The 23,611-nt window shown below is 73.4% G+C and carries 18 protein-coding genes; 8 read left to right on the forward strand and 10 right to left on the reverse strand.

Going from position 1 to position 23,611, the window contains the following annotated elements; all coding sequences use genetic code 11:
- Positions 1–13: 13 nt before the first annotated feature.
- Positions 14–2,185, forward strand: a complete 2,172-nt coding sequence (locus tag WMF43_RS24145; RefSeq protein WP_437683489.1) for a hybrid sensor histidine kinase/response regulator — start codon at positions 14–16, stop codon at positions 2,183–2,185.
- 93 nt (positions 2,186–2,278) lie between these two features.
- Positions 2,279–2,698, forward strand: a complete 420-nt coding sequence (locus WMF43_RS24150) for a response regulator (RefSeq protein ID WP_437683491.1) — start codon at positions 2,279–2,281, stop codon at positions 2,696–2,698.
- 46 nt (positions 2,699–2,744) lie between these two features.
- On the opposite strand, the gene WMF43_RS24155 is transcribed toward WMF43_RS24150, so the two are convergent.
- Positions 2,745–4,154 carry a lanthionine synthetase C family protein gene (locus WMF43_RS24155; RefSeq protein ID WP_437683493.1) on the reverse strand — a complete coding sequence of 470 codons (1,410 nt, stop codon included), beginning with the start codon at positions 4,152–4,154 and terminating at the stop codon, positions 2,745–2,747.
- A 967-nt stretch (positions 4,155–5,121) separates the two neighbouring features.
- Here WMF43_RS24155 and WMF43_RS24160 point away from each other — a divergent pair.
- The gene (locus tag WMF43_RS24160) at positions 5,122–5,412 is read left to right on the forward strand and encodes a hypothetical protein (RefSeq protein WP_437683494.1); all 291 of its coding nucleotides are present in this window, start codon (positions 5,122–5,124) and stop codon (positions 5,410–5,412) included.
- 31 nt (positions 5,413–5,443) lie between these two features.
- On the opposite strand, the gene WMF43_RS24165 is transcribed toward WMF43_RS24160, so the two are convergent.
- Positions 5,444–6,100 (reverse strand): cadmium resistance transporter, encoded by a 657-nt coding sequence (locus WMF43_RS24165; RefSeq protein ID WP_437683496.1) that lies wholly within the window; start codon positions 6,098–6,100, stop codon positions 5,444–5,446.
- Between the two features lie 204 nt (positions 6,101–6,304).
- Between WMF43_RS24165 and WMF43_RS24170 the strand changes: the two genes are divergently transcribed.
- Positions 6,305–8,773, forward strand: a complete 2,469-nt coding sequence (locus tag WMF43_RS24170) for a heavy metal translocating P-type ATPase (RefSeq protein ID WP_437683497.1) — start codon at positions 6,305–6,307, stop codon at positions 8,771–8,773.
- On the opposite strand, the gene WMF43_RS24175 is transcribed toward WMF43_RS24170, so the two are convergent.
- Together WMF43_RS24175 and WMF43_RS24180 are read right to left on the reverse strand one after the other, a co-directional pair.
- Complete coding sequence (locus WMF43_RS24175) at positions 8,770–9,777, reverse strand: Rpn family recombination-promoting nuclease/putative transposase (protein WP_437683499.1); 1,008 nt, start codon at positions 9,775–9,777, stop codon at positions 8,770–8,772. The genes WMF43_RS24170 and WMF43_RS24175 overlap by 4 nt on opposite strands.
- Positions 9,778–9,935: 158 nt before the next feature.
- A complete protein-coding gene (locus WMF43_RS24180) occupies positions 9,936–10,547 on the reverse strand; it encodes a DUF1990 family protein (protein ID WP_437683500.1) in 612 nt (203 codons plus the stop codon).
- A gap of 311 nt (positions 10,548–10,858) precedes the next feature.
- Here WMF43_RS24180 and WMF43_RS24185 point away from each other — a divergent pair, with 311 nt between their 5' ends.
- Complete coding sequence (locus WMF43_RS24185) at positions 10,859–11,167, forward strand: hypothetical protein (RefSeq protein ID WP_437683501.1); 309 nt, start codon at positions 10,859–10,861, stop codon at positions 11,165–11,167.
- A gap of 184 nt (positions 11,168–11,351) precedes the next feature.
- Here the strand turns inward: WMF43_RS24185 and WMF43_RS24190 are convergent, their stop codons facing one another.
- Entirely contained in the window at positions 11,352–12,353 is a 1,002-nt protein-coding gene (locus WMF43_RS24190) for an NAD-dependent epimerase/dehydratase family protein (RefSeq protein WP_437683502.1), read from the reverse strand.
- Positions 12,354–12,418: 65 nt separating this feature from the next.
- Here WMF43_RS24190 and WMF43_RS24195 point away from each other — a divergent pair, with 65 nt between their 5' ends.
- Positions 12,419–13,435, forward strand: a complete 1,017-nt coding sequence (locus tag WMF43_RS24195; RefSeq protein WP_437683503.1) for a LysR family transcriptional regulator — start codon at positions 12,419–12,421, stop codon at positions 13,433–13,435.
- Here the strand turns inward: WMF43_RS24195 and WMF43_RS24200 are convergent.
- Entirely contained in the window at positions 13,416–14,324 is a 909-nt protein-coding gene (locus tag WMF43_RS24200) for an FHA domain-containing protein (RefSeq protein WP_437683505.1), read from the reverse strand. The two genes, WMF43_RS24195 and WMF43_RS24200, sit on opposite strands and share 20 nt — an antisense overlap.
- Positions 14,325–14,391: 67 nt before the next feature.
- On the opposite strand from WMF43_RS24200, the gene WMF43_RS24205 reads away from it, so the two are divergent.
- Complete coding sequence (locus tag WMF43_RS24205; RefSeq protein ID WP_437683507.1) at positions 14,392–16,887, forward strand: bifunctional serine/threonine-protein kinase/formylglycine-generating enzyme family protein; 2,496 nt, start codon at positions 14,392–14,394, stop codon at positions 16,885–16,887.
- Positions 16,888–16,928: 41 nt separating this feature from the next.
- Here WMF43_RS24205 and WMF43_RS24210 read toward each other — a convergent pair whose 3' ends face one another.
- The 3 genes from WMF43_RS24210 to WMF43_RS24220 all read right to left on the reverse strand — a co-directional run bounded on the left by WMF43_RS24210 (position 16,929) and on the right by WMF43_RS24220 (position 19,467).
- Positions 16,929–17,552 (reverse strand): hypothetical protein, encoded by a 624-nt coding sequence (locus WMF43_RS24210; RefSeq protein ID WP_437683509.1) that lies wholly within the window; start codon positions 17,550–17,552, stop codon positions 16,929–16,931.
- A gap of 150 nt (positions 17,553–17,702) precedes the next feature.
- Positions 17,703–18,407, reverse strand: coding sequence for a hypothetical protein (locus tag WMF43_RS24215; RefSeq protein WP_437683510.1), 705 nt, complete (start codon positions 18,405–18,407; stop codon positions 17,703–17,705).
- Between the two features lie 37 nt (positions 18,408–18,444).
- Positions 18,445–19,467: a hypothetical protein gene (locus WMF43_RS24220; protein ID WP_437683512.1), complete on the reverse strand. Its 1,023-nt coding sequence runs from the start codon at positions 19,465–19,467 to the stop codon at positions 18,445–18,447.
- A 340-nt stretch (positions 19,468–19,807) separates the two neighbouring features.
- On the opposite strand from WMF43_RS24220, the gene WMF43_RS24225 reads away from it, so the two are divergent.
- Positions 19,808–21,907 (forward strand): alpha-amylase family glycosyl hydrolase, encoded by a 2,100-nt coding sequence (locus WMF43_RS24225; protein ID WP_437683513.1) that lies wholly within the window; start codon positions 19,808–19,810, stop codon positions 21,905–21,907.
- Between the two features lie 42 nt (positions 21,908–21,949).
- On the opposite strand, the gene WMF43_RS24230 is transcribed toward WMF43_RS24225, so the two are convergent.
- Positions 21,950–23,599, reverse strand: coding sequence for a lipase maturation factor family protein (locus WMF43_RS24230; protein WP_437683515.1), 1,650 nt, complete (start codon positions 23,597–23,599; stop codon positions 21,950–21,952).
- Positions 23,600–23,611 lie beyond the last annotated feature (12 nt).

Raw genomic sequence — 23,611 nt, forward strand, 5'->3', positions numbered from 1 at the left:
GGAGCGGCGCGCGATGAGCCAGCGCGACGACGACGAGCTCTTCGCGATGTTCCGCGACGAGGCGACCGAGGCGCTGGAGGACCTCGCGCAGATCGTCGACCGGCTCGCGGCGGACGGCGCGGCGGCCGCCGCGCGCGACGTCGCCGCCGCGCTGCGCGTCCTCCACAACATCAAGGGCGCGGCGCACGTCGCGGGCAGCGAGGGGGTCGAGCGGATCGCGCACGCGATGGAAGAGGCGCTCATCGCCCACCGCCGGGGCGGCGGCGCGGCGCCCCCCTGGCTCGCGGCGCGCCTGCGCGACGGCATGGGCCTCATCTCCCGCTTCCTCGGCGGAGAGGCGCCGCTCGACGCGGCCCGCGCGTTCGCCGCCGAGGCGGCGGCCTCGGCCTGGCCGGAGCCCGCGCCCGTCGCGTCAGCGCCTCCGCCTCCGCCCGAGCCCTCGCCTCCGCCCGAGCCTTCGCCCGAGTCGATGGCGGTGGGGAGCGCCGCTCCGGGCCAGGCCGGCGGCGCTCCGGGCCAGGCCGGCGCCGCCACGGTGCGCATCGAGGCGCGCCGCATCGACGACCTGATGCACTTCGCCGGGGAGTTCATGGCAGCCCAGGGGCGGAGCCTCGCGCGCCACGCCGAGATCGAGCAGTGCCACCTCGAGATCATGCAGCTCGAGCGGGCCGCCACGGGGGATCTGCGGCGGGCCCTCCGCGACGTCGGCCGCTCCCTGGACCGCCTGCTGGAGTCGAGCCGGCAGGACGTACACCGCTTCGGCTCTCTGATCCGCGACTGGTCGGTCGCCATCAAGCGCGCCCGCATGCTGCCGCTCTCCGGCGTCGTCCCGCAGTGGCGCCGGACCGTGGCGGAGACGGCGCACGCCCTCGGCCGCGAGGTGCGCCTGGTGGCGGACGTCGGCGACATCGAGGTCGACCGGCACATCCTCGACGGCCTCCGCGACCCGATGCTGCACCTCCTGCGCAACGCGGTCGACCACGGCATCGAGCCGCCCGAGCTCCGCGCGCGCCTCGGCAAGCCGCGCGAGGGCACGATCCGCGTGCACGCCCGCGCGCCCGGGATGATGGTCGAGGTGGAGGTGAGCGACGACGGCCGCGGCCTGGATCCGTCGCGGATCGCCCGCCGCGCCGTCGAGCGGCGGCTCGCGACGCCGGAGCGGCTCGCGCAGATGAGCGCCCCCGAGGTCTGCGATCTCGTCTTCCTCCCGGGCTTCTCCACGGCGGAGTCGGTCAGCCAGGTGAGCGGCCGCGGCGTGGGGCTCGACGTCGTGAGGCAGCGGGCGTCGGCGCTCGGGGGGCACGCGCGCGCCGCCGAGCCTGCCCTCGGCGGCACCACCTTCCGGCTGGAGGTGCCGGCGACCGTCGTGTCGACGAAGGGGCTGCTCGTGCACACCGCGCGCACCGCGTTCGTGCTGCCGACGGCGTACGTGGCGCGGACCTTCCGCGTCGCGGCGTCGGAGGTGCAGTCGCTCGACGGCATGGCGGCCGTACAGGACGCGGGCGGCGAGCCGCTGCGGCTCCGCTGGCTGTCCTCGCTGATGCAGCAGGCGCGGCAGACGGACCCGGAGAAGCTCCTCGTGGTCGTCGTGACCGACGGCGTCTCGCGCGTGGGCCTCGTGGTGGAGCGTGTGGAGGGCGAGGTGGAGTCGGTGACCAAGGCGCTGCCCTGGAACATCCCGCCTGTCCCCGGCGTCGCGGGCGCGATGATCCTCGGGACGGGCCTCGTCGCCGTCGTCCTCGACGTGCCGCGCCTGCTCGGCGCCGCGCAGGGCCGCGCCCCCGAGCGCGCGGAGACGGTCCGCGCGGCGGAGGCGCTGAAGAAGCGGCGCGTCCTCGTGGTCGACGACTCGCTCACCAGCCGGACGCTGGAGCGCAACATCCTGGTCGCCGCGGGCTACGCGGTGGACACGGCGAACGACGGCGAGATGGCGTGGCAGGCCCTGCAGTCCGGCGCCTATGACCTGGTCGTGTCCGACGTCCAGATGCCGCGGCTCGACGGCGTGGCGCTGACCCGGCGCATCCGGGCGCACCCTCGGCACAAGAGCTTGCCGGTCATCCTCGTGACGAGCCTGGACCGGCCGGCGGACGTGGCGCAGGGCAGCGCCGCGGGCGCCGACGAGTACATCGTCAAAGGCCGCTTCGACCAGCAGAAGCTGCTCGACGCCGTGGCGCGCCTCTTATGAAGCGCGCGCCCGAGCCCCCGCGGCCGCGCCCCGGGCCCCGCGCCCGCGCGGCGGCGGCCACTCTCGTCCTTCTTGAAGAGGTGCAGTTTCATCATGAACACGAGTGAGTTGCTCTCGGGTCGGCGCGTCCTCGTCATCGACGATGACGTCAATTTCGGCGAGGAGGCCGTGTGCGCGCTGGCGCGCGCCGGTGCCGCCGCCCGCTATCATCGGGGGCCTTTCGGCAGCCTGCACGCGATCCGCGAGATGAGGTCCGATGTCGTCTTGCTCGACGTGAACATGCCCCGGATGGATGGCGCGCAGATCGTGCGCGCCATCCGCACCGCGGACGGCATCCGGGACGTGCGTGTCCTCCTGTGCAGCAACATGGACCTCCGCGTGCTCGAGCGGCTCGCGGCCACGCTGAAGGCGCACGGCGCGGTCCCGAAGGCGGCGTTCGAGGACGGGACTGCCACCCTGGCGATCGCCCGGGTGATCGAGCTCCACGGCGACCCGGAGCGGGCCAGGAAATAGCCGCCGCGCCCGCGCTCAGGGATCGACATGGCCGCCGCGCCCACGCTCAGAGGTCGAAATACGGCAGCCCGCCCCCTGCGATCACCCGGTGGATGAACATCCCCGTCCCGGCGGAGCCCGCCCCGTAATCGGCGGAGACGTGCACGAGGTCCTCGCCGGGGAACGCGAGCCCGGGCGGCCGCTTGAGCGCGAACCGCATCACCCTGTCGACGAGCCGGCGGGCCTCTTCCAGGTAGCCCTCCTCGCCCGTGCGGCGATGGAGGTCCACGAAGAAGTTCCCGATCCCGGCCGTGCCCGAGAAGTTCGTCGGGGAGGAGGTGGCGCCGCGCTCGACCTGACGGGCGATGTCCCGTGCCGCCGCGAGGTAGCGCTCTTCCCCCAGCGCCGCGTGGAACCGCAGCGCGACGGCGCCGATCCCGGCGCTGCCGCTCCTCCAGGAGGCGCAGGGCGCGCGTTCTTCGACGGCGGATCGCCTGCGCGCCGGGCTCGCGTGCGCCTCTCCTCCGAGGCTCGCGAGATCGTGGTCGAGCAGCGCGCGCGCGGCCTCGAGGTGCTCTGCCTGCCCGGTCGCCCGGTAGAGCCGCAGCAGGAAGTAGCCGACGCCGGAGGCCCCGTGCGCGAGGCCGTGGTAGGCGGCGGCCGTGTCCTCGAACAAGCCGCCTCCCCTGCCCCGCTTCAGCCTCGGCTTGATCCGGTCGAACGCGTCCGCCGCGTTCCTGAGGTACCGCTCGTCGCCGAGCTGCGTGAAGAAGAAGAGGTTGGCGAGGCCCCACCCGGCGGCCCCGTGGAACATGTCGTCGATCTCGAAGAGGATCGGCGACCTCGCCGCGACGTCCATGAGCGCCTCGGCCTCGCTGCGTAGCCCGAGCTCCAGGAGCGTCCACGCGATCCCCGAGCTGCCCATGTAGAGCCCGGGCGCGTGGTGATCGTCCCCGCTCCGGGGCGCCTTGCGCGCGAGCGCGTCGAGGAGCACCGCGGGGACCTCGCCTCGCGTGCGCTTCAGGAAGAGCGCGATCCCGGACGCCCCGTGGGCGACGCTCAGCGGGCGCGTCGTGTAGCGCCGGTGGTCTGTCGGCAGATCCAGGGGATCGTCGCCGCTCTGGATCTGGGCCACGAGGTGGCTGCCGATCGCGGCGACGATCTTCCGGAGGTCCTCGTTGCTCCGGCGGGGCGTCGCGGGCATCTCCTTGGCCCCTCTCTCCGCGCCCTGCGGCTGCGCAGCGGAGCGCGGGTCGTCCCGTCCCGCGGGCGATACGGGGCCGGGCGGCCGCTCGCCCTGGATCCTCTGATCACCGGCGGTCCGGCCGGCGGCGACCGGCTCACCGCGGGCGTCGGCCCGCCGCTCCAACCTGAAGGCGCCGTGATAATAGAAGAGCACCTGGATGTCCTCGTGTCGTTCGTCGGAGCGGAGGCGCGGCTCCTGGAGATGAAAGCAGGGGCCCCTCCGGGGGTTCATGTCGGAGGAGCCCCTGCGCAGGCTGCGATGTACCAGGCTGTGGATTGGCTATGTCTTGCGTGTCGAGCGACAGAGGATGACGCCGAGGCCCGGATCCCACGGAAGAGCGAGGCTCACGATCGCGTCAGCGAGGAGCTCCACCGCCGCTGACGGTGGCTCCTGCTGAACGTCGAGAGCTCCTCCAGCGCCAAGACCTTCTTCGCGCAATCGACCTCCTTCGCTTGCGGTACACTGGAGTCGCCTCGGGGCGGTACGGCAGGCTCATCCTCCAGGCTGCGTCCCGCGAGCGAGCGCGGTCAGCAGCCTGGAGCGAGCGCCGTCACCCCGAGACCGCTCGTCCGGGGACACCAGGCGGTAGAGCACATGGTGTGCCGCGCTGTGATGGGGAGCGAGAACCCCCCCGGAGAGCGCCAGACGCGCGGAGTTGACCGGATGTGTCCCGGACTGCGCGGGTTTGTCGACATCAAGAACGGAAATTTACAGTAGCGGTGGTGCCTGCTGCAGTCATCACTGCTGCATGCTCGAGCCCGCACCCGGTATTCGCCCCGTCCGGGGCGACGCCCCGGGGCGGCTCCGCTTGAGCGCTGGGCGCCGCGCGGCGGTGGCGCCCCCATGGGCAGGTGTGCGAGCGCGCGCTCGGCGGCGGAGGGCGGTATCTCGCCGCGCCCGCATCGCCGCGCGAGAACGACAGGCGCTCTGCATCGCGCCCACCTTGAGACTCGCGCCAATCCCACGGATCACGCGAGTCGCGCGGTCACGCGAATCGCACGGGGCGAGTCGCACGGGTCGAGCGCACCGCGCGAGCCACCCGAATGACGGAATGCAGAGCGCCTGTTGTGAAACAACGTTAATTCGTCGCAAAACCAGGCAAAGCGCCTCTTGTGAAACAACGTTAATTCGTTGCAAAAACCAGGAATCGCGGTACGTCATACGCGCGGGGTGATGTCGTCGCCCCGGAGGAGACATCATGAGGAGATTGGTTCATATCGCGCTGTGTTCCTTCATGCTCTCGCTCGGGATCGGCTGCATGGTGGCGGCCGAGCCTCCCGGCGAGCCGGAGCGCGAGGGCGAGGTGGCCGCCGAGGGCGCCGGCGAGGAGCTCGTCGGGGAGAGCGACGACGCGATCGTGCGCGGCATCCCGACCCCCTGCGGCAAGAACGTCTGCGGGGAAGGGACGTTCTGCTGTAACTCGAGCTGCGGGACCTGCGCGCCGCTGGGCGGCGCGTGTACGCAGCAGTACTGCGAGCCGCTGGAGTAGCGGAGGCGCCGGTCCGAGGGACGGCCGGCTTTCAGGCGGGCGGGCCGCCCGCGGCCGTCGGGCCGAGGAGCGCGAGGGCGTCGGACAGGATCCAGAGGCCCAGGCCGATCAAGACGAACGGCAGCGCCGTGCGGCCATAACGCCGGATCCGGCTGCCGAGGACCGGGTGGTTCACGAGGGCGTGCCCGAGCGCGCACCAGGCGATGGTCATGACGCCGAACACCGCCGCGTGGATCGGGATGAGCCGCGGCGCGCTGGAGAACATCGGGATATAGACGCCGAGGTTGTCCCCGCCGTTCGCGACGGTCACGCTGGCCACCGCGAGCGCCTTCCAGCGCGAGGCGGCGCCGCGCGGCGCGCCCCCTTCGGACTCGCCCTCTTCGCCGTCTTCGCCCTCGGCGTCCGCTGCGCCGGCGCGGCGCCGCAGCGCCCACAGGCCGCGCAGGCCGAGCCCGAGGGGGGCGAGGCCGAGCAGCCCTATCCACCCTTCCGGCACGCGGAGCGCGAGCAGCGCGCACGCGACGCTGACCAGGACGAGCGCCGCCATGCCGAGCAGCTGGCCGGCGACGATCTGGCGCGGGGTGAAGCCTGGATCCGAGAAGAATCCCGAGAGCAGGAGGATGTCGTCCACGTTCGTGGACACGAACACGACGACGCTCACCCCGAGGGTCGCGAGGATCTGCTCCATGGCGCGCCGGGGTGCGTAGCACCTCCCCCGGCGCGATGGGCAGCCCGCGAGCCCGCCTGCGCCCGTTCATGATGCCCGCGGGCGTCGCGATGCCGGCCGCGGGAGCCCGCGCGGTCCGATTGCGGTAGACCGTGACGGCCGGGAGGAGCGCGCGACGGCACGGGGCGACGTGACACCGGCCCGGAGCTCGTGGAAGGAGACACCATGGCAACGATTCCCCAGCCGCTGGGACAGACGGGAGCGCCGGACGCGCCGCGCGCCCGGGCGGACCTCCCGGTGCTCGGGATGACCTGCGCGGCGTGCGTGCGCCGCGTCGAGAGGGCGCTGCGCGCGGCGCCGGGTGTCCAGGAGGCGACGGTCAACCTCGTGACGCAGCGGGCGACCGTCACCTACGACGCGGAGGCGACCGCCCCGGCCGCGCTCGCCCGCGCCATCGTGGAGGCCGGGTACGAGGTGCCCGACGCGCCCGAGCCCGAGCCCCCGGCCGGGGCGGCCGAGGCCGCGCCGCCGGCGCCTGGCGCTGCCGCCGCGCCGCCGGCTGACCTCACAGCCGCGCCGCCGGCTGGCCCCGCCCCCGCCCCGCCGGCTGCCCCCACGGCCGCGCCGCCGGCTGGTCGCCCCGAAGCCTCGCCGTCACCGCGCTCGCGCCCCACCGCGTCCCAGCGCGCCGCGGCCATGGCCGAGGCCGAGCTCAAGGAGCAGCGGGCGCTCCGGCGCGACGTCGCGCTCGCGGCGGTGCTCACCGCGCCCCTGCTCGTCGTCGGCATGTCCCACGGCGCCATCCCCGCGCTCGCGGGGCCTGCCGGCCGCTGGCTGCAGCTCGCGCTCGCGACGGTCGTGGTCCTCGGGCCGGGGCGCCGGTTCTTTCGCCTGGCCTGGGGCGCGCTCCGGCACCGCGCCGCGGACATGAACACCCTCGTGAGCCTCGGGACCGGCGCCGCCTGGCTCTACTCGGCCGCCGCCGTGGTGACGCCGGGCCTGTTCCCGCACGCCGAGCACGGCCACGCGCCGGCCGTCTACTTCGAGGCCGCGGCCGCGATCGTCACCTTCGTGCTGCTCGGCAAGCTCCTGGAGACGCGCGCGCGGCGGCGCCTCGCCGACGCCGTGCGCGGGCTCGTGGCGCTGCAGCCGAAGGCGGCGCGGCGCGTCCGCGGCGACGCCGAGGAGGAGGTGCCCGCCGCCGCCCTCGCGCCGGGCGACCTCGTGCTGGTGCGGCCCGGCGAGCGCGTCGCGACCGACGGCGAGGTGGTCCGCGGCGCGTCCGCGGTCGACGAGTCGATGCTCACCGGCGAGAGCATGCCCGTCGACAAGACCGCGGGCTCGCCCGTCTTCGGCGGCACCCTCAACCAGGGCGGCGCCATCACGTTCCGCGTCACGAGGACCGGGGCGGACACCGCGCTCGCGCGCATCGTCGAGGCCGTCGAGCAGGCGCAGGGCTCCCGCGCGCCGATCGCGCGGCTGGCCGACGTCGTGAGCGGCGTCTTCGTGCCCATCGTCCTCGGCGTCGCGACGGTCACCCTGATCGCGTGGCTCGCCGTCGATCCCACGCCCTCGGGCCTCTCCGTCGCGGTCGAGCGGTTCGTCGCGGTGCTCGTCATCGCCTGCCCCTGCGCGCTCGGCCTGGCGACGCCCGCGGCCGTGGCCGTCGGGACCGGGCGCGGCGCGGAGCTCGGCGTGCTCGTCAAGGGCGGCGCGGCGCTCGAGGCAGCGAGCCGCATCGACATGATATTACTCGACAAAACCGGGACGCTCACCTCCGGCCGCCCCGAGCTCACCGACGTGATCGGCGCCGCGCCGGGCGGCGAGGCGGAGCTGCTCGGCCTCGTGGCGGCCGCGGAGCACGGGAGCGAGCACCCGGTGGCCCGGGCGATCGTCGAGGGCGCCCGCGGCCGCGGCGTGGTCCTGGCGCCCGCCGCGGAGTTCCGGTCGGAGATCGGCCACGGCATCGAGGCGCGCGTCGCCGGCCGGCTCGTGCGCGTCGGCACCGCGGCGTGGCTGCGCCGGGCGGGCGTCGACGCGGGCGCGCTCGAGGCGGAGGCCGAGCGCCTGGCCGGGCGGGGCCGCACGCCGTCGTTCGTCGCCGTCGACGGGCGGCTCGCGGGGCTCGTGGCGGTCGCGGATCGCCCGACCGAGGGGGCGCGGCGCGCGATCGCCGCGGTGAAGCAGCTCGGCGTCGACGCGGCGATGGTGACCGGCGACCGCGCGGGCGCCGCGCGCGGCGTCGCGGACGAGCTCGGCATCGCCCTCGTGTTCGCCGAGGTGAAGCCGGAGGACAAGGCGCGGATCGTCGCCGAGCAGCGCGCCGCCGGCCGCCGGGTGGCGATGGTGGGCGACGGCATCAACGACGCCCCCGCGCTGGCCAGCGCGGACGTGGGCATCGCGCTCGGCAGCGGCACGGACATCGCGCTGGCGTCGGCCGACGTGGCGCTCCTGCGCGGCGGGATCGCCGGCCTGCCGGTGGCGCTCGGGCTGGCGCGCGCCACGCTGCGCACCATCCGCCAGAACCTGTTCTGGGCGTTCGTCTACAACGTGATCGGCATCCCGATCGCGGCGGGCCTGCTCTACCCGCTGACCGGGTGGCTGCTCTCGCCGGTCCTCGCGAGCGCAGCCATGTCGCTGTCGAGCGTCTCGGTGCTCGGCAACTCGCTGCGGCTGCGCGCCTTCGGCCGCTAGCCGAGCACCTCGGCGAGCGTCGCCGCCGTGAGCCCACGGTCGAACCACTGCTCGATCTGGGGGAAATCGGCGGTCTGGACGCGCGCGACAACGTCGTCGGGCAACGCGCCGAACCGGGCCTGCAGCAGCTTCAGCAGCATGTCGCGTTGCCCTTCCTGACGCCCCTTCCGGAGCCCCTCCTGGCGCCCTCGCTCGATGAGCTGCTCTCCCGCTGTCACGACCACGTCCCTGCCTTCCTCGCCCACGATCAGGAGGAGCTTCTGGACGACCTCCTCCGGCGGGCGCTTCTCGTTCCGGAGCAAAATATACCGAAAGATCGCGGCGAGCGCAGCCGCGCCGTTCGGCGACCGCAGCACCTCCCGCACGAGGTCCAGCCAGCCGGCGAGCTGCTCGATGAGCTCGTCGGGCCTGCGCGCATGGCGGAAGCAGAACAGCGCCAGCCGGCCGACGGCGCTCATCGCGCGGCTGCGGAGCTCCTCGTCGCTCGTGCGGCTGATGTCGTCGAGCAGGAAGCGGAAGCGCGGGACATGGGGCGCCATCACCGCGAACATCTCCTCGTCGACGTCGAGGACGTCCTCGAACGAGGTGGCGGCCGTCCAGCCGTCCTCGCTGTGGTGGAGCACGAGCGGGACGATCGCGGGAAGCCGCTTCGCGGTGGGGCGCGCCTCGAGGTACTTGCTCCAGATACGCACCTCGTAACGGAGCAGCCGGAACGGCATCAGCGGCGGTGACGTGCTCTGGTGCTCGAAGAGCAGGTAAAGCAGCACCTCGCGGCCGCCGGCAGACGCCGAGAACAGAAGATCCGTCTCCTGCCCGGAGAGCGCGTCGTCCACGAAACGACCCGGGAGCCCGCGGAGCGTGGACCAGTCGATCCTCGCCGCGAGCGCCGCCGGCAACATCTGGCGCAGCTCGCCCGCGGCGTGCTCTGGCTGCGAGAACGTCTGCTGGAACAGGGCGTCGTGCGGGTTGGGCACCATCGGCGGCGCCGCACCATGCCGCGCCACGCGCTCGCCCGCACCTTCTCCGTGATGCCATCCAGCGCGAACGCGCCTTGCTCAGGACCGCTTTCGCACTTACCCGAACGGGGGCTACGCCGTGCCACAAACAGCCGTGATGACCTCCGTCGTGAACCGGGAACACACCGCGATGAAAGCGGCACGGCTCATCCGGTTGCGGCCGAGGGGGCGGCGACCGCTCTCTGCATGGCGCGCATGGAGTCGCGGCCGAACCGCGCCTGAAGCCGGCGCGCGTACGGATACCCGAGCTTCGCAAGGACGTGGTTCGGCCGCGAGACAGCGAAGATCTCGTAGCCGACCTCTCCGGACTGCTCGTGGTGCTCGACGAGGAAGCGCTCCTCGCCGCGCTCGCCGTGCTCCTCGAGGGTGCCGTACGCGAAGCCGAACCTGCGCACAGGGCCGCTCGTCTCGTCGATGGTGTAAACGATCCGGCACGCGTTGAGCCAGTGGAGGCCGAGCACCCGGACGAGGATGCCCACGGTGGCGCCGGTCTCGATCGGAGCGCTGGGATAACAGAGCTCGACCCAGCCGAGCCGGAAGTGCTCCCAGCGCCGCAGCGCCTCCGCCGCGCGGGCGAAGAGCGCGGCGCCCTGGCCGAGGGTCGTGTGGTGGCGGTCGACGTTGAAGCCGGCGGGACGCCGGCCGCGGCGCGCGCCCGGGTCGGTGCAGCCGACGTCCGCGTACGAGAGCGGCCGCCCCGCCTGACGGTCGAGGAAAGCACGGATTGCCGCGTCCGAGGGCCTGGAGAACGAGATCACGCGATCGACTATACCCCGCAGCCCGCGCGCGCGTACGCCGGCCCCCTCGCCCCTGCGCGAACAAAAACCGACGCGCCCCCACACGATTCCGTGAAGGCCAGCGAGCGCCGCTCGCATTCACAGAGGGAGAGAGGCGAACTTCAAGTAACGTCGCGCCCTCGATTTCGTAGCGTTCACACTTTTTCAGCTCGACGAGAGAGGCTCCCCACGACGCGCACGACAGCGTGACCCCCTCCAGCCCTCGGTCGAATCACCGGGATACCGCGGCAGATCCATCTGCCCGACCCGCTCCAGCGAAGGAAACGCCAGCGATGCGAGCCGCTCCCAGCAAACCTTTCCGCTTCGCTCGTCTCTGCGGGACCTACGTGCCGGCGCTCATCGCCGCGGCGCTCGCCGCGGTCAACGCGGATGGCGTCGTGTACGCCAGCGCGGACCGCGGCGCGCACGGCGACCCGATCGACCGCGCCGGCGCGCCGGTCACGGCGCCGCAACCGACCGCCCACCAGCAAACACCCACCGACCGTTCCTTCGCCCCCGCCTCCGACGGCCCGAGCGGCTGCTCGGCGGAAAGCAGCGGCGCGTTCGACGCCCACACCGGCCCGAAGACCGCCCCGCACTGAAGCGACGAGCACGCTGCCGGCGCTTCACAGGCAGGTCCAACTACGCTGTCGCCCAGCGTCGTCCCTGAATTCTATGAAGACCAAGGCCCCTGGGAGGGCGCCCTGCGCGCGGCGCGGGGCTCCCTCCCGGGAGGCCGCCCCCCTCGGCCCCCGGGCCTCCGTACCAGCCTCCGCCGACCTCCCGCTACGGATGCGCCGACGCGCCGCCCGCCGCGGCGATGTTGTACTTCCGCCGCGCCCACGCCGCGACCTCCGCGACCTGCCGCTCGACCGGCGTCGCCGACCAGCCGAACGTCGCGCGGAAGCGCGCGTCGTCGATCACGTAAGGCATGTCCCACTGGTACGCCATCTCGGCCGCCTCGCGCAGGAACGGTGAGAACACGCCCGCCGCGCGCAGGACGAAACGCGGGAGCCGCGACACCTTGACGTCGAGCCCGAGGGCGCGACCGAGGCGCCGCGCGAGCGCCCGCGTGCTCTCCGCCGGCGCGGTCGGCAGGTGCCAGACGTGGCCCATCGCCTCATCGCGCTCGCCCAGCGTCACGAGGCCCCGCGCGACGTCCTCCACGTACGTATACGAGTGGGGCATGTCGGGATCCCCCATGCACTCCACCGCCTTGCCGGCGAGCGCGCGCTGGTAGAAGCGCTCGCTCCACGCGGACAGCGGCAAGTCGCGGCCGAAGAAGTCGCTCGCGCGCCCGATCGCCACGCGCACGTCGCCGCGGCGCTGGGCCGAGAGGCGCAGCGCCTCGAGCTCGACGCGCAGCGCGCCCTTCTTGCTGCACGGCCGGCGCGGCGAGTCCTCGCGCATGGGCCCGTCGGGCGCCCCGTACATGTACAGGCAGTCGAGGGCGACGAGCTTCGCGCCCGCCTTGCTCGCGCCGTGCAGGGCGCCCCGGGCGATGGGGAGCAGCTGCTCGGGCCAGAGGTGATACGGCGGGTTCATGCAATCATAAACGACGCTCGCCCCGCGCGCGGCCTCCTCCGCGAACGCGAGATCGGTGACGTCCCCGTACACCCGCGTGAGCCCGGCGCGCTCGCTCGAGGGCGCGCGCTGCGTGCGCTGCACGAGCCGCACGCGGTGGCCTTGCGCGAGCAGGAGGTCGGCGACGCGCGGGCCGATCTGGCCGGCGCCAAACACCACGTGGAGGCGGGAGGACGAGGCGTCGAGGTGCGCTGCGTTGTTCATGAGGCCAGGATGGCTATTGCAAGCGCGCAACACAACACCCATAAACGCAATCAATGAGCGCAAAAGTGCAAGACCTCTCCGCGGGGCGCTGGGACGACGTGCGCATCTTCCTTTCGGTGCACCGGCACCGGAGCCTCGGCCAGGCGGGCGCGCGGCTCGATCTCGACACCTCCACCGTGAGCCGGCGGCTCTCGGCGCTCGAGGAGGCCCTCGGCGGGCGCCTGTTCGAGCGCACGCGCGGCGGCCTCCTGCCGACCCACCTGGCGGAGCTGGTGCTGCCCGCCGCCGAGGCCGTGGAGGCGGCCCACGCGCGGCTCGTGCGCGACGCGCACAGCGTGGAGACCGAGCCCGAGGGCGTCGTGCGGCTGAGCGTCGCGCCGGGCATGGCCGACGTGTTCATCGCGCCGGCCCTGGTGCGCCTGCGCGCGCGGCACCCGAAGCTCCGCATCGAGCTCGACACCTCGACGCGGGTGCTCGACCTCACGCGCCACGAGGCCGATCTGGCGCTGCGCTCGGTGCCGCCCGAGGGCGCCGAGCTGATCATCACCAAGATCCTGACCGCGCGCTGGATCGTCGCGGCGTCGCCCGCGCACGCGAGGCGGCTCGGCCGGGTCGCGAGCTGGTCCAGCCTGCCCTGGATCGACTGGGATCACGACTACGCGAGCTTCGGCCCGAGCCAGTGGCTGCGGCGCCACGCGAGCGGGGCCGAGGTCGTGCTGCGCACGAGCCACGTCGGCGCGCAGCTCGCGGCGGCCGCCTCCGGCCTCGGCGTGGTGCTCGTGCCGGCGCCCTACCTCGCCTCGCGCGCGCTCGCGCCGGTGCGCTTCGCGAAGACCCTCGCCAGGAGCGCCGCGGAGTGGCCGTCGAACGACCTCTGGCTCGTCGGCCACCGCGCCATGCGCGAGGTGCCGCGCGTGGCGGCGGTGTGGAGCTTCCTCCTGGAGGAGCTCCGGCCCTACGGCGAGGCCCGGGGAAAGGGGCGCGAGGGCGGACGCGCCGGCGGCGACGCGCGGGGGGCAAAGAGCGCGCGGGGCGCGCGAGCCTCGCGGCCCCCGCGCGCGGTCAGGTCGACGTCACCGTGATCCGCTCGACGCCGATCCGGATCTGGCCGGTACCGGGCCGCCGGGCCACGATCGCGGCCGCGCCGTGGATGCCGAGGGCGCCGAGCTGCTTGCGCGCGCGGCAGATGTCCACGTTGAGCTTCAGCTCGTCGGTCGCCAGCATGCGGCAGAGCGTCTTCCGATCCACCCAGCCGCGGTCGCGGGGCGGCGCGCCCTCCTCCGCGAGCCAGAGGCGCGCCAGCGTGAGCAGGAGGTAGTGGTAGCTCCTCGGCGCGAGCGGGATCGCGCGGTCGCCGGCAATGACGGTCAGCTCCACGTGCTCCTCGTCGCGGCTCACCGCGAAGCGCAGCGCGACCGCGTCGAGCGCGACGCCCGCGGCGCTCTCGACCGTCGCGCTCGTGCCCGAGGGGAGCTCCAGGCGAAAGGCCTCGCCGCCCACCACGACGAGCTCGTCGTCCGCGACGGGCTCGGTCGCGTGCTCGCGCTCGGCCATCCAGCGGCCGGCGGCGTCCTCGTAGATGGTCACCGCGGGCTCGGCCTCGCTGGGCAGCGCGAGCACCCCGCCCTCGGCCGCGCGGAGCTCCCCGGTCTTCACGTGGCGCGCGCATGCCCGCGGGCAGGACGCGTCCACGAGCACGAACCCGAGCGGCGTCCCGCCCAGCGTCACCGCCGCCCCCTGCTCCAGCGCGACGCGCTCGCCCGCCGAGAGCCGGCGGCCCCCGACGAACGTCCCGTTGCGGCTGCCGAGATCGCGCAGCTCCCAGCGGCCGTCGATCCAGCGGAGGAGCGCGTGCTCGCCCGAGATCCGCGCGTCGTCGAGGCGGAGATCACACGACGCGTGGCGGCCGATCAGGCAGCGCGTCCCGAGGCTGCGCCGCCTCCCCGCCTCGATCTCCTCAAGGGCCCCCATCGCGGCCGCGAAGCCTATCGGCGCCCTCCGCGCGCCGCAATCGGCCGCGCTCGATTATCATTGCGCCGTGCCCTCGCGCATCGAGCCGACCCCCACCCTCGACGCGGGCGAGGCGCCGCCCGGATCGCCGGCCGCGCCCCCGCCGCGCGCGCGGCTGCCCGGGCGCTACGAGGACCTCGGGCGCATCGCGTCCGGCGCGTCGGGCGAGGTGCGGCGCGTGCGGGACCTGCACCTCCGGCGCGTGCTCGCGATGAAGCTCCTCCACTTCGAGCACGTGGACAGCCCGCGCATGCGCGCGCGCTTCCTCGCCGAGGCGGAGATCACGGCGGGCCTCCAGCACCCCGGGATCGTGGCCGTGCACGACCGCGGCGAGCTCGACGACGGGCGCCTGTGGTTCACGATGAAGGCCGTCGAGGGCCGCACGTTCGGCGCAGTGATCGAGGAGCTCCACGCCGCGAAGCGGCCGGAGGGGTTCGGGCCGGCGCCGTCCGGGTGGACGTTCCGCCGCGCGCTCGACGCGTTCGTCCGCGTGGCGCAGGCCGTGGCGTACGCGCACCGCGAGGGCGTCGTGCACCGCGACCTCAAGCCGGCGAACCTGATGGTCGGCGAGCTCGGCGAGGTCCTCGTGATGGACTGGGGGCTCGCGCGGCGCGTCGCGGATCACGCGCCGGACGAGCCGGCGCCGGCGCGCGCGGCGGAGACCGCGGGGGAGGTCGACCGGACGCGCGACGGCGACGTGCTGGGGACGCCCGCGTACATGCCGCCGGAGCAGGCGCGGGGACAGCCGCACCTGCACGGGCCGGAGAGCGACGTGTACTCGCTCGGGGCCATCCTGTACCACCTGCTCGCGGGGAGGCCGCCGTACGAGCCGGCCGGGCTGCACATGTTCCTGCAGGTGGCCGAGACGCTCCCGGCGCCGCTCGCCGAGGCGGCGCGCGCGGGGCCCCCGCTCCCGGCCGACCTCGTGGCGATCTGCGAGCGCGCCATGCAGCGGTCGATCGGGGCGCGTTACCCGGACGCCGCGGCCATGGCGGAGGAGATCGTGGCCTTCCTCGACGGGGCGCGGCGGCGGGAGCAGGCGCTCGCGATCGTGGAGCGGACGCGCGCGGCCGAGCCCGCGATCGCGGCGCTGCGCGCGCGCGCGGCGCGGCTCGCCGAGGAGGCGCTCGCGCGGGCCGCGTCGGTGGAGCGCCTGGATCCGGTCGAGCGGAAGCGGCCGGTGTGGGCGCTGGAGGACGAGGCCGCGCGCCTCTCGCGCGAGGCGGCGCTGCGCGAGACGGACTGGCTCACGGGGATGCACGGGGCGCTCAGCCTGGATCCGGAGCTGCCGGAGGCGCACGCGGCGCTCGCGGACCACTACCGGGCGCGCCTCGTCGAGGCCGAGCGCGGCCACCAGGGCGAGGAGGCGGCCCGCTGCGAGGCGCTGCTCCGGGCCCACGATCGGGGGCGGCACGCGGCCTTCCTGCGGGCCGAGGGGGCGCTCACGCTGGTGACCGACCCCGCGGGGGCGCGCGCAACCTTGTACCGCTACGTCGAGCGGGATCGGCGGCTCGTGCCGGAGGAGGTCGGCGAGCTCGGCCCGACGCCGATCCGGGAGGTGCGGCTCGCGCGGGGCAGCTACCTGCTCGTCGTGCGCGCGGAGGGGCGCCGCGAAGTGCGGTATCCGGTGCTGATCGAGCGGGACGAGCACTGGGACGGCGCCCCGCCCGGCGAGCGGGAGCCGCGCCCGATCCGGCTCCCCCGGCGCGGTGAGATCGGGGACGACGAGGTGGTCGTGCCCGCGGGGTACACGTGGATCGGCGGCGATCCCGAGGCCACGGACAGCCTGCCGCGCCGGCGGGTCTGGCTCGACGCCTTCGCGATCGGGCGCTTTCCGGTGACGAACCGGGAGTACCTCGCGTTCCTCAACGATCTCGTCGCCCGGGGCCGCGAGGAGCTCGCGCTGGCCGCCTGTCCGCGCTCGGTCGGGGTGTCGGGCGAGGCGGACGAGCGGCGCGCGCTCGTGCAGGAGGCCTCCGGCGCGTTCTTCCTGGCCGGAGACGAGATGGACGCGCAATGGGAAGCGGACTGGCCGGTGGCGCTGATCGACTGGCACGACGCCACGGCCTACACGCGCTGGCTCGCGGAGCGGACGGGGCGAGCCTACCGGCTGCCCGGCGAGATCGAGCGGGAGAAGGCGGCGCGGGGGGCGGACGGGCGGTTCTTTCCGTGGGGCAACCGTGTCGACGCGACCTTCGCGTGTGTGATCGAGAGCCACGAGCGCAGGCCGTCGCGGCGGCCGGTGAGCGCCTACCCCGGCGACGAGAGCCCGTACGGCGCGCGGGGGCTCGCGGGCAACGTGCGCGACTACTGCCTGGAGGCGTGGCGGCGGGAGGGGCCGCCGGTCGTCGGGGACCGCGGCGCGATCGCGCCCGCGACGGCGGACGATCCTGCTTACCGGAGCGTGCGTGGCGGGGCGTGGATCAGCCCGATCGCGCTCGCCCGGGCCGCGGGCCGCTTCGGCAACCGGGCGTCGGATCGGCGGGCGACGATCGGCTTCCGGGTGGCGCGGGCGCTGCCCTGACGCGCGCTACGAGGGTGGCGCGGGCGCCGCCCTGACGCGCGTTACGAGGCGTCTTCCGTGCTGAAATACGCACGCTGTCCCGACGGCGCCGTCACGCCGGCGTTGCTGGCTTGCCGGGTGAACGCCCCGTTCGGCGTGATCCGCGCAGGGTCCTTGTCCTTGGGGAGGAGCTGGTACCACGTGATGGAGTCGAGCGCGCCCCCGTTCTGGGTCGTCACGAACCGGATATATATCGTGTTCCCGGACGAGCTCGTGCCCTTGTACAGGGCGCCCTGATTCGCCAGCGGATCCTTGGTATCGGCCGTGATCTTGGTCCAATCGTTTCCATCGTGCCGACTGAACGTCTGCCCGGCCGAGGGCGGCGAGAAGGAGCTCCCCGGCTTGAAATCGACGAACGAGACGCTGAGGTCCTGCGAGTCGAGGTCGGCCAGGTTGCCGGTCTGCACATACCAGTACTCGGTGCCGGCGTTGAACTGGTCATTGCCGCTCGAGAACGCCTGGTTGACCACGGCGAGCTGGGCGAGCTGAGCCTGGTTGGCGAATGTCATCGTGAAGAGGCGGTACTGGACCGTCGTCTTGTTGCCGCCGTCGACCTCCAGGGGCAGCGGCGAGCTGCGCGCGGCGCCTTTGTCCTCGGAGCACTGGAAGTGAGCGTTCCCTATCATCTCTGCCTCCATGTTCTGGATTGATCCCGGCAGGGGCGCGCTCGGGCGCCCCTGTTCCCCCTCCCACTCGACGCGGGCGACCCTACCAGCGCCGGGCGCGCCGGGGTATTTCTCGGTATTTCAGCGCCTCCTCGTGCGGGGCCGGCTCGATCACAGATCGAGCGGCACGGGGATGACGAGCAGCGGGACGATGTTCGCGGAGGCCGGGACCTGCTGCGCCCAGGTGGAGCCGCCGGCGCTCCAGCCGGCGTCGGTATCGAAGGCGACCGCGCGCTCGCGGGCGCCTTCGGTATCGATCAGGATGCCCGGGCCGGAGGCGCGCCCGATCGCGGTGCCCGGGGGGATCTGCACCACCGAGAACATGAGGAGCACCCGCCGAACGGGCACGAGGATCTGGAGGTTGTTGCCGTGGAGCGGGAACACGCAGATCGGCGAGGAGGCGCCGCCCTGCGCCGCCGCGAGGCCACACGCGAGGGGGGCCGCCGTCCGGTTCTCGATCGAGAGGGCGCCGGGCACGCCGCCGCGGACGACGGTCCCGATGCCCTTCGGGTCCTCCACCTCGAGCGTCTCGCCGGCGGCGATTGGGTACGAGGCGGCGGCGCGGATCGAGGCCCCCCGGGCGACGGCCTCGAGGGTGGTGTACGCCTCGAACCGCTCGGTCCACGACACAGCGGTGTGGAGCGAGTAGTCGCTCGTCTGGAGCCAGACGAGCGGCAGGCCCGCCCGGTCGGAGCCCCCGACGGCCATGAACCCGTACAGGGAGAAGCCGGACGCCGAAAGGGCGCGGACGGTCTCCGCGTTCATGGCGATGGTCACGCGGCGGTCGCCGCTCGGGGCGTCCGCCGCGCAGGTCATGGATCGGGGGCGCGACACGGGCGGGCGTACGGCGCGGTCAGATCTGCCGCGCCTCCAGGGTCTTCGCGGAGAGCGACGAGGTAGGCTCGATCAAGAGCGGCGCGATGTCGGCGTTGGCCTGGACGGTCTGCGCCCAGGCGCCGCCGCCCCAGCTCCAGCCCTTGTTGATGTCGAAGCTCACCGCGCGGTCGGTGACGCCGGTCAGGTTGATCAGGATCCCCTGGCTGAACGCCTTGTAGATCACCGTCCCGGTGTTGATCTGGAGCGTGGCGAAGCTCAGCAGCACGAGCTCGATCGGCGCCATGACGTCCAGCCCGTTGCCGTAGAGCGGGAACGCGCAGAGCGGGGTGGCGGTCGGCGTGCCGCCGACGTCCTGCACCTGCGAGATGCCGCAGGCGAACTGGGTCGTCGTCTGGTTGAGGATGGAGATGGCCCCCGAGGTGCCTCCCTGGACCACGGTCCCGGTGCCCTTCGGGTCCTGGACCTGGAGCGTCTGGCCCAGGTCGATGTCGTACGCCGCGCTCGCCTTGATCTGCCCCCTCGGGATGATCGCGCTGAGCGAGGTGTACGCCTGGAACTGCTCCTCCCAGGCGATGTGCGTGGCGAGGGAGAAGGTGTCCGTCTGGAACCAGACGAGCGGCGCGCCGCCCTTCATCGTGGTCTGCACGCCCTTGAATCCATAGAGGTAATAGCCGCTGTTGCTCAGCGCGTTGACGGTGTTCTGGTCCATCGCGATGTCGATCGCGTAGCCCGTGGCCCCGAGCTTCTCCTCCGCGGGCTTGCACGGCTCCTCCTCGAGGGCGGGCTGCACGCTCGAGATCTGGATATCGACGGTGGTCGGCGCGGTCGGGTAGTGCGCGTTCAGCTCGCGGGTCTTCACGTTCTGCTGGTTGATCAGGTTGACGTTCGTGTCGACCACGAGGACGTTCCGGTCCTTGTCGGGGCCGATCGCGGCGACGGGCCAGGTGGAATGCTGTCCGTTGGCGAAGGTGTACGTGACCGTGAAGGCCGAGGGGTCGCGGTTCGGGAGGTTCTGGACGAGGGTCAGACGGAATTGCATGATGGATGTCTCCGCTTCGCCGTCCTCGCGGACGGCGTGTCACGTGGCTCAACGCTGGTTCACCCGGGGTCGACCGGGCGGCGGGACGCTTGGGTCATCAAGGCCGCACCTCCGATGTAAGCGCTGGCGGTGCGTCTGGGTATTTCACGCCATTTCAGCGGCCGGGGATCCAAGAAATCAGGCGTAAGGAGCTGTGCTTCCCGCAGCGCGCCGTTCATTGAAGTTGACATGCGGCGCATCGCGATGCGATCTGCGCGTGCCTATTCCGCCCTGAATGCCAGTGAGTTCAGCACACCTGGCATTCTGTGCCCCAGCAATCATCCGCTGCCTGCACCCCACGATGTCGAGACCCTTCCTCCCTTGCTCGACCGCCCGAGCTTTCTCGCGCGCCGCGCTCCCGTGCCCCTCTGCGCCGGCCGCCTCGCCCGGCGCGGGCATCGACCTCCGGACCGGACGCGCCGCGGTCCTGCGGCAGCGCCCGCGGCCGATCGCCGGGGGCGTGTGGGTTGCCGCCCTGCTCCTCGCGGCGTCCGGTTGCGAGTCGCTCGCGCCCGCCGGGACGCCGCGTGAGGCCCCCGCGGCCCAGGCGCGGCTGGAGCTGCACGCCCACGACGCCGAGGTCTGGGCCTTCAGCGCGCGGATCCAGGGCGCCCTCGCCGGGCCGGGCACGCTGGAGGACTGCGCGGTGCGGGTGGGCAATGACGTCATCCCCGCGGCGATCGAAGAGCGGCAGTTCTTCGCGGATGTCCCGCTGCGCGAAGGCGACAACGAGATCTCCGCCCACTGCCGCGAGATCACCTCGGGCGACCTCGCGTCGCCGCCGGTCACCTACCACGTCAAGCTGCGCGACGCGCCCAAGGCCCGCGCCCGCTCGTCGTTCGCCGAGGGCAGGCTCGTCCTCGACGCGACGGGCAGCGAGCCCGGCGAGCGCTCGCGCGCCGAGCTCGTCGGCTTCGAGTGGCTCCGCCTGCCCGACGCGCTCTCGACGCCCGAACCCCTCGGAGCGAGCCCTCGTCTCGAGCTGCCGGCGCCCGACGCTGGCGATCCGGCGCTGTACGAGCTCAGGGTGCGCGACGCGCGCGGACGCAGCGACGCCGCGCGCGTCGCGGCGCCCCCCGGAGATCTCCCTCCGGCGAGCGCGCCGTCATGGATCGACGAGGCCGTCGTGTACGGCGTCGTGCCGCCCTTCTTCGGCGCGCCGCCGCTCGACAGCGTCCGCGCCGCCCTGCCCGCGCTCGCGGAGCTCGGCGTGAACGCGCTCTGGCTGTCGCCGCTCTTCGCCACGCTCCCGGGCGACTTCGGGTATGCCGTCACCGATTACTTCGACGTGCGGCCCGACTACGGGACAGCCCAGGATCTCGAGGAGCTCGTCGGCGAGGCGCACCGGCTCGGCCTCCGCGTGCTGCTCGACCTCGTGCCGAACCACACCTCGGCCGAGCACCCGTACTTCCAGCACGCCGAGCAGCGCAAGACGCGCGCCCATACGTTCACGTTCTACGATCGCGACGCCGCCGGGGAGCCCACCCACTATTTCGACTGGGAGCACCTGCCGAACCTCAATTACGACAGCGCCGAGGTCGAGCGCTGGATGCTCGAGGTCTCCCTGCACTGGGTGCGTCGGTTCGGCATCGACGGGTATCGCGTCGACGCCGCCTGGGGCATCCGGCAGCGGCGGCCCGAGCTCTGGTCCACCTGGGCCGCCGAGCTCCGGCGCGTGAGCCCGGAGCTCTTGCTGATCGCCGAGGCCTCCGCGCGCGATCCCTACTACGTGGAGCACGGGTTCGACGCGGCCTACGACTGGACCGAGGAGCTCGGACGCTGGGCCTGGGAAGGTGTGTTCGACGCGCCGCGCGGCATTGCGGCGCGGCTCGGAGCGGCGCTCGCCGCGACGGCGGCGAGCACCCCGCGCCCCGAGCGCACGCTGCGGTTCCTCAACAACAACGACACCGGCGCCCGGTTCATCACCCGCCACGGACCAGGGCTGACGCGCGTCGCCGCGGCGGCGCTGCTGACGCTCCCGGGCATTCCGTGCATCTATTCGTTCGACGAGCTCGGCGCCGAGTTCGAGCCCTACGGCGGCCTCACGCCGGTCTCGCGGCCCGCGGCCGGCGACCTCGCCCGCCATTACGAGCGGCTGATCCGGCTCCGGCGTTCCACGGCGGCGCTCCGCTCCCCCGGGCTCGTCACCGTCCACGCCGGCCCCGACGACGAGGTGTTCGCCTACCTCAGGCACGGCGACGACACGTCGCGCTTCGCGCTCGTCGTGCTGAACTTCAGCGATCAGCCGGTGAACCGCAAGCTCGTCATCCCGAAGGCCTTCGCCGACAGCGCCCGCAGCGGCCTGCGGGACGGCCTGAGCGGCGCGACCGCGCGCCTCCAGGCGGGCTCCCTCGATCTGGATCTCGAGGCCTGGAGCGTCCGGGTGTTCATGCCACGATAGGACTGCAGGGCCGCTCGCAGGCCCAACTGGGCGCCGGGGTCTTCAGGGCGTGGCCCCGGCCCGGTCGCCCGCCGGCTGGGCGTGGGGCCACCCGTGCAGGTCGAGGAAGTGGAGCAGCGCCGGGTCGTCGACCGAGAGCGGGGGCAGGTACTCCGCGACGCGCTCGCGGCGCCACCACGCGCCGCTGCCGTCGCCGACGCGGGTGAAGCTGTACCGGTAGAGCTCGGCCCGGATGTACCGGGGCGGCGCGCCCGGAAAAGGGTTCCTCGCGAGCAGGCGCTGCGCGCCCGGATCCCCCGCGAGCAGCTTGTGGATGAAGTGCACGAGCCACGGCTCGCTCTCGTAGCTCCCGAACGCCGCGAACCAGATCTGCCAGTCGAGGCGGTAATGGTACGGCGTGATGAGGCACGGGCGCCGGCGCACATCCCCGGGCTTGCACGGCAGATCGTACTCGAGCCACCGCGTCCCCTCGCCCAGCGCCTCGTCGCTCGTGCCCTCCAGGATCACCTCGTAGCGCTCACGCCCCACGCTACCGAAGGCGCCGTAGGTGTTCACCAGCGCGAGCTTGTCGAACGACGCGTTCATCGCCTGCCGCGGCGAGAGCAGGTTGGAGACCGGCGCCACGCTGAGGCAGAGCACCACGATCGCGAGCACGACCGCGGCGCCCTGGTGCGCCCGCGAGGGGGTGAGCTCTGCGGCGCGGTCCGCGGAGCGCTCCCTGAGCCTCGCCGGGAAGAGCCGCCCGAGGGCGCCGTCGTCGAAGCACGCGATCGCGGGCACGATCGTCAGCCAGTTGAGGAACGAGAGGTTGCCGCTCAGGATCAAGATCACCTGGAACAGCACCAGGAACACGCCCGCGACGTGGCGCGCGGGCCGCGGGCCGAACGCGAACCAGGGGACGACGAGCTCCACGAGGTGGTTGAAGAGCACGCCGAGCATGTGCACCTGCCGCGGGAGCTGGTGGATGAAGTAGCTCAGCGGGCTCGGGACCGGCTGCGTCTCGTAGTGGTAGACGAGGCAGGTCAGGTCGCGCCAGCACGGGTCGCCCCGGAGCTTGATCAGCCCGGCGCCGAGCATGATCCGGAAGATGAGCCAGCGGTAGAGCCAGATCACGACGACGGGCGGCGGCGGCGACCGGAAGGGCCGGAAGCCGCGCACCGGACAGAGGAAGATGGCCAGAAAGCCGGTCTCCGCGAGCTGGAGCTCCCAGCCGTAGCCGTAGAAGACCTGCCCGATCCGCACGAACGAGAGGTAAAGCGCCCAGAGCGCGGCCTGGACGAGCGCGTTCGTGACGCCGGCGCACACCGCGAGCGACAGCGCGACGCCGGTCCACGCCGCGGCGTGGAGGACGCCGTCCGAAGCGCCGAGCCAGACGAAGAGCGTCGGCAGCAGGCGGAACGCCTCGAGGGCAGAGCCGCCGCTCACCGCGAGCAGGCGCCCGAGGAGCCGGTCGGCCGGCAGCAGCCCGTCGTGGCCGAGGAGCGGCCCGAGCTGCAAGGCGAGCGAGAGGAAGGCGATGAAATAGACGAAGCCGAGGAGGCGGAGCAGGACGAAGCGCGTCAGGAGGTACGTCCGCGGCGGGCCGACGAAGCGGCGGAGCCAGTGGCTCCGGAGGCGCAGGAGGAGGGCGCGGTCCTCTTCGTCGTCCTCGTCGGCGGGGCGAGCGGCGGGCGGCGGTGCTTCGCGGGCCATGCGGCGCGGGAG

This window comes from Sorangium sp. So ce131 (assembly GCF_051519095.1).
In the GTDB taxonomy this organism is placed as follows: domain Bacteria; phylum Myxococcota_A; class Polyangia; order Polyangiales; family Polyangiaceae; genus Sorangium.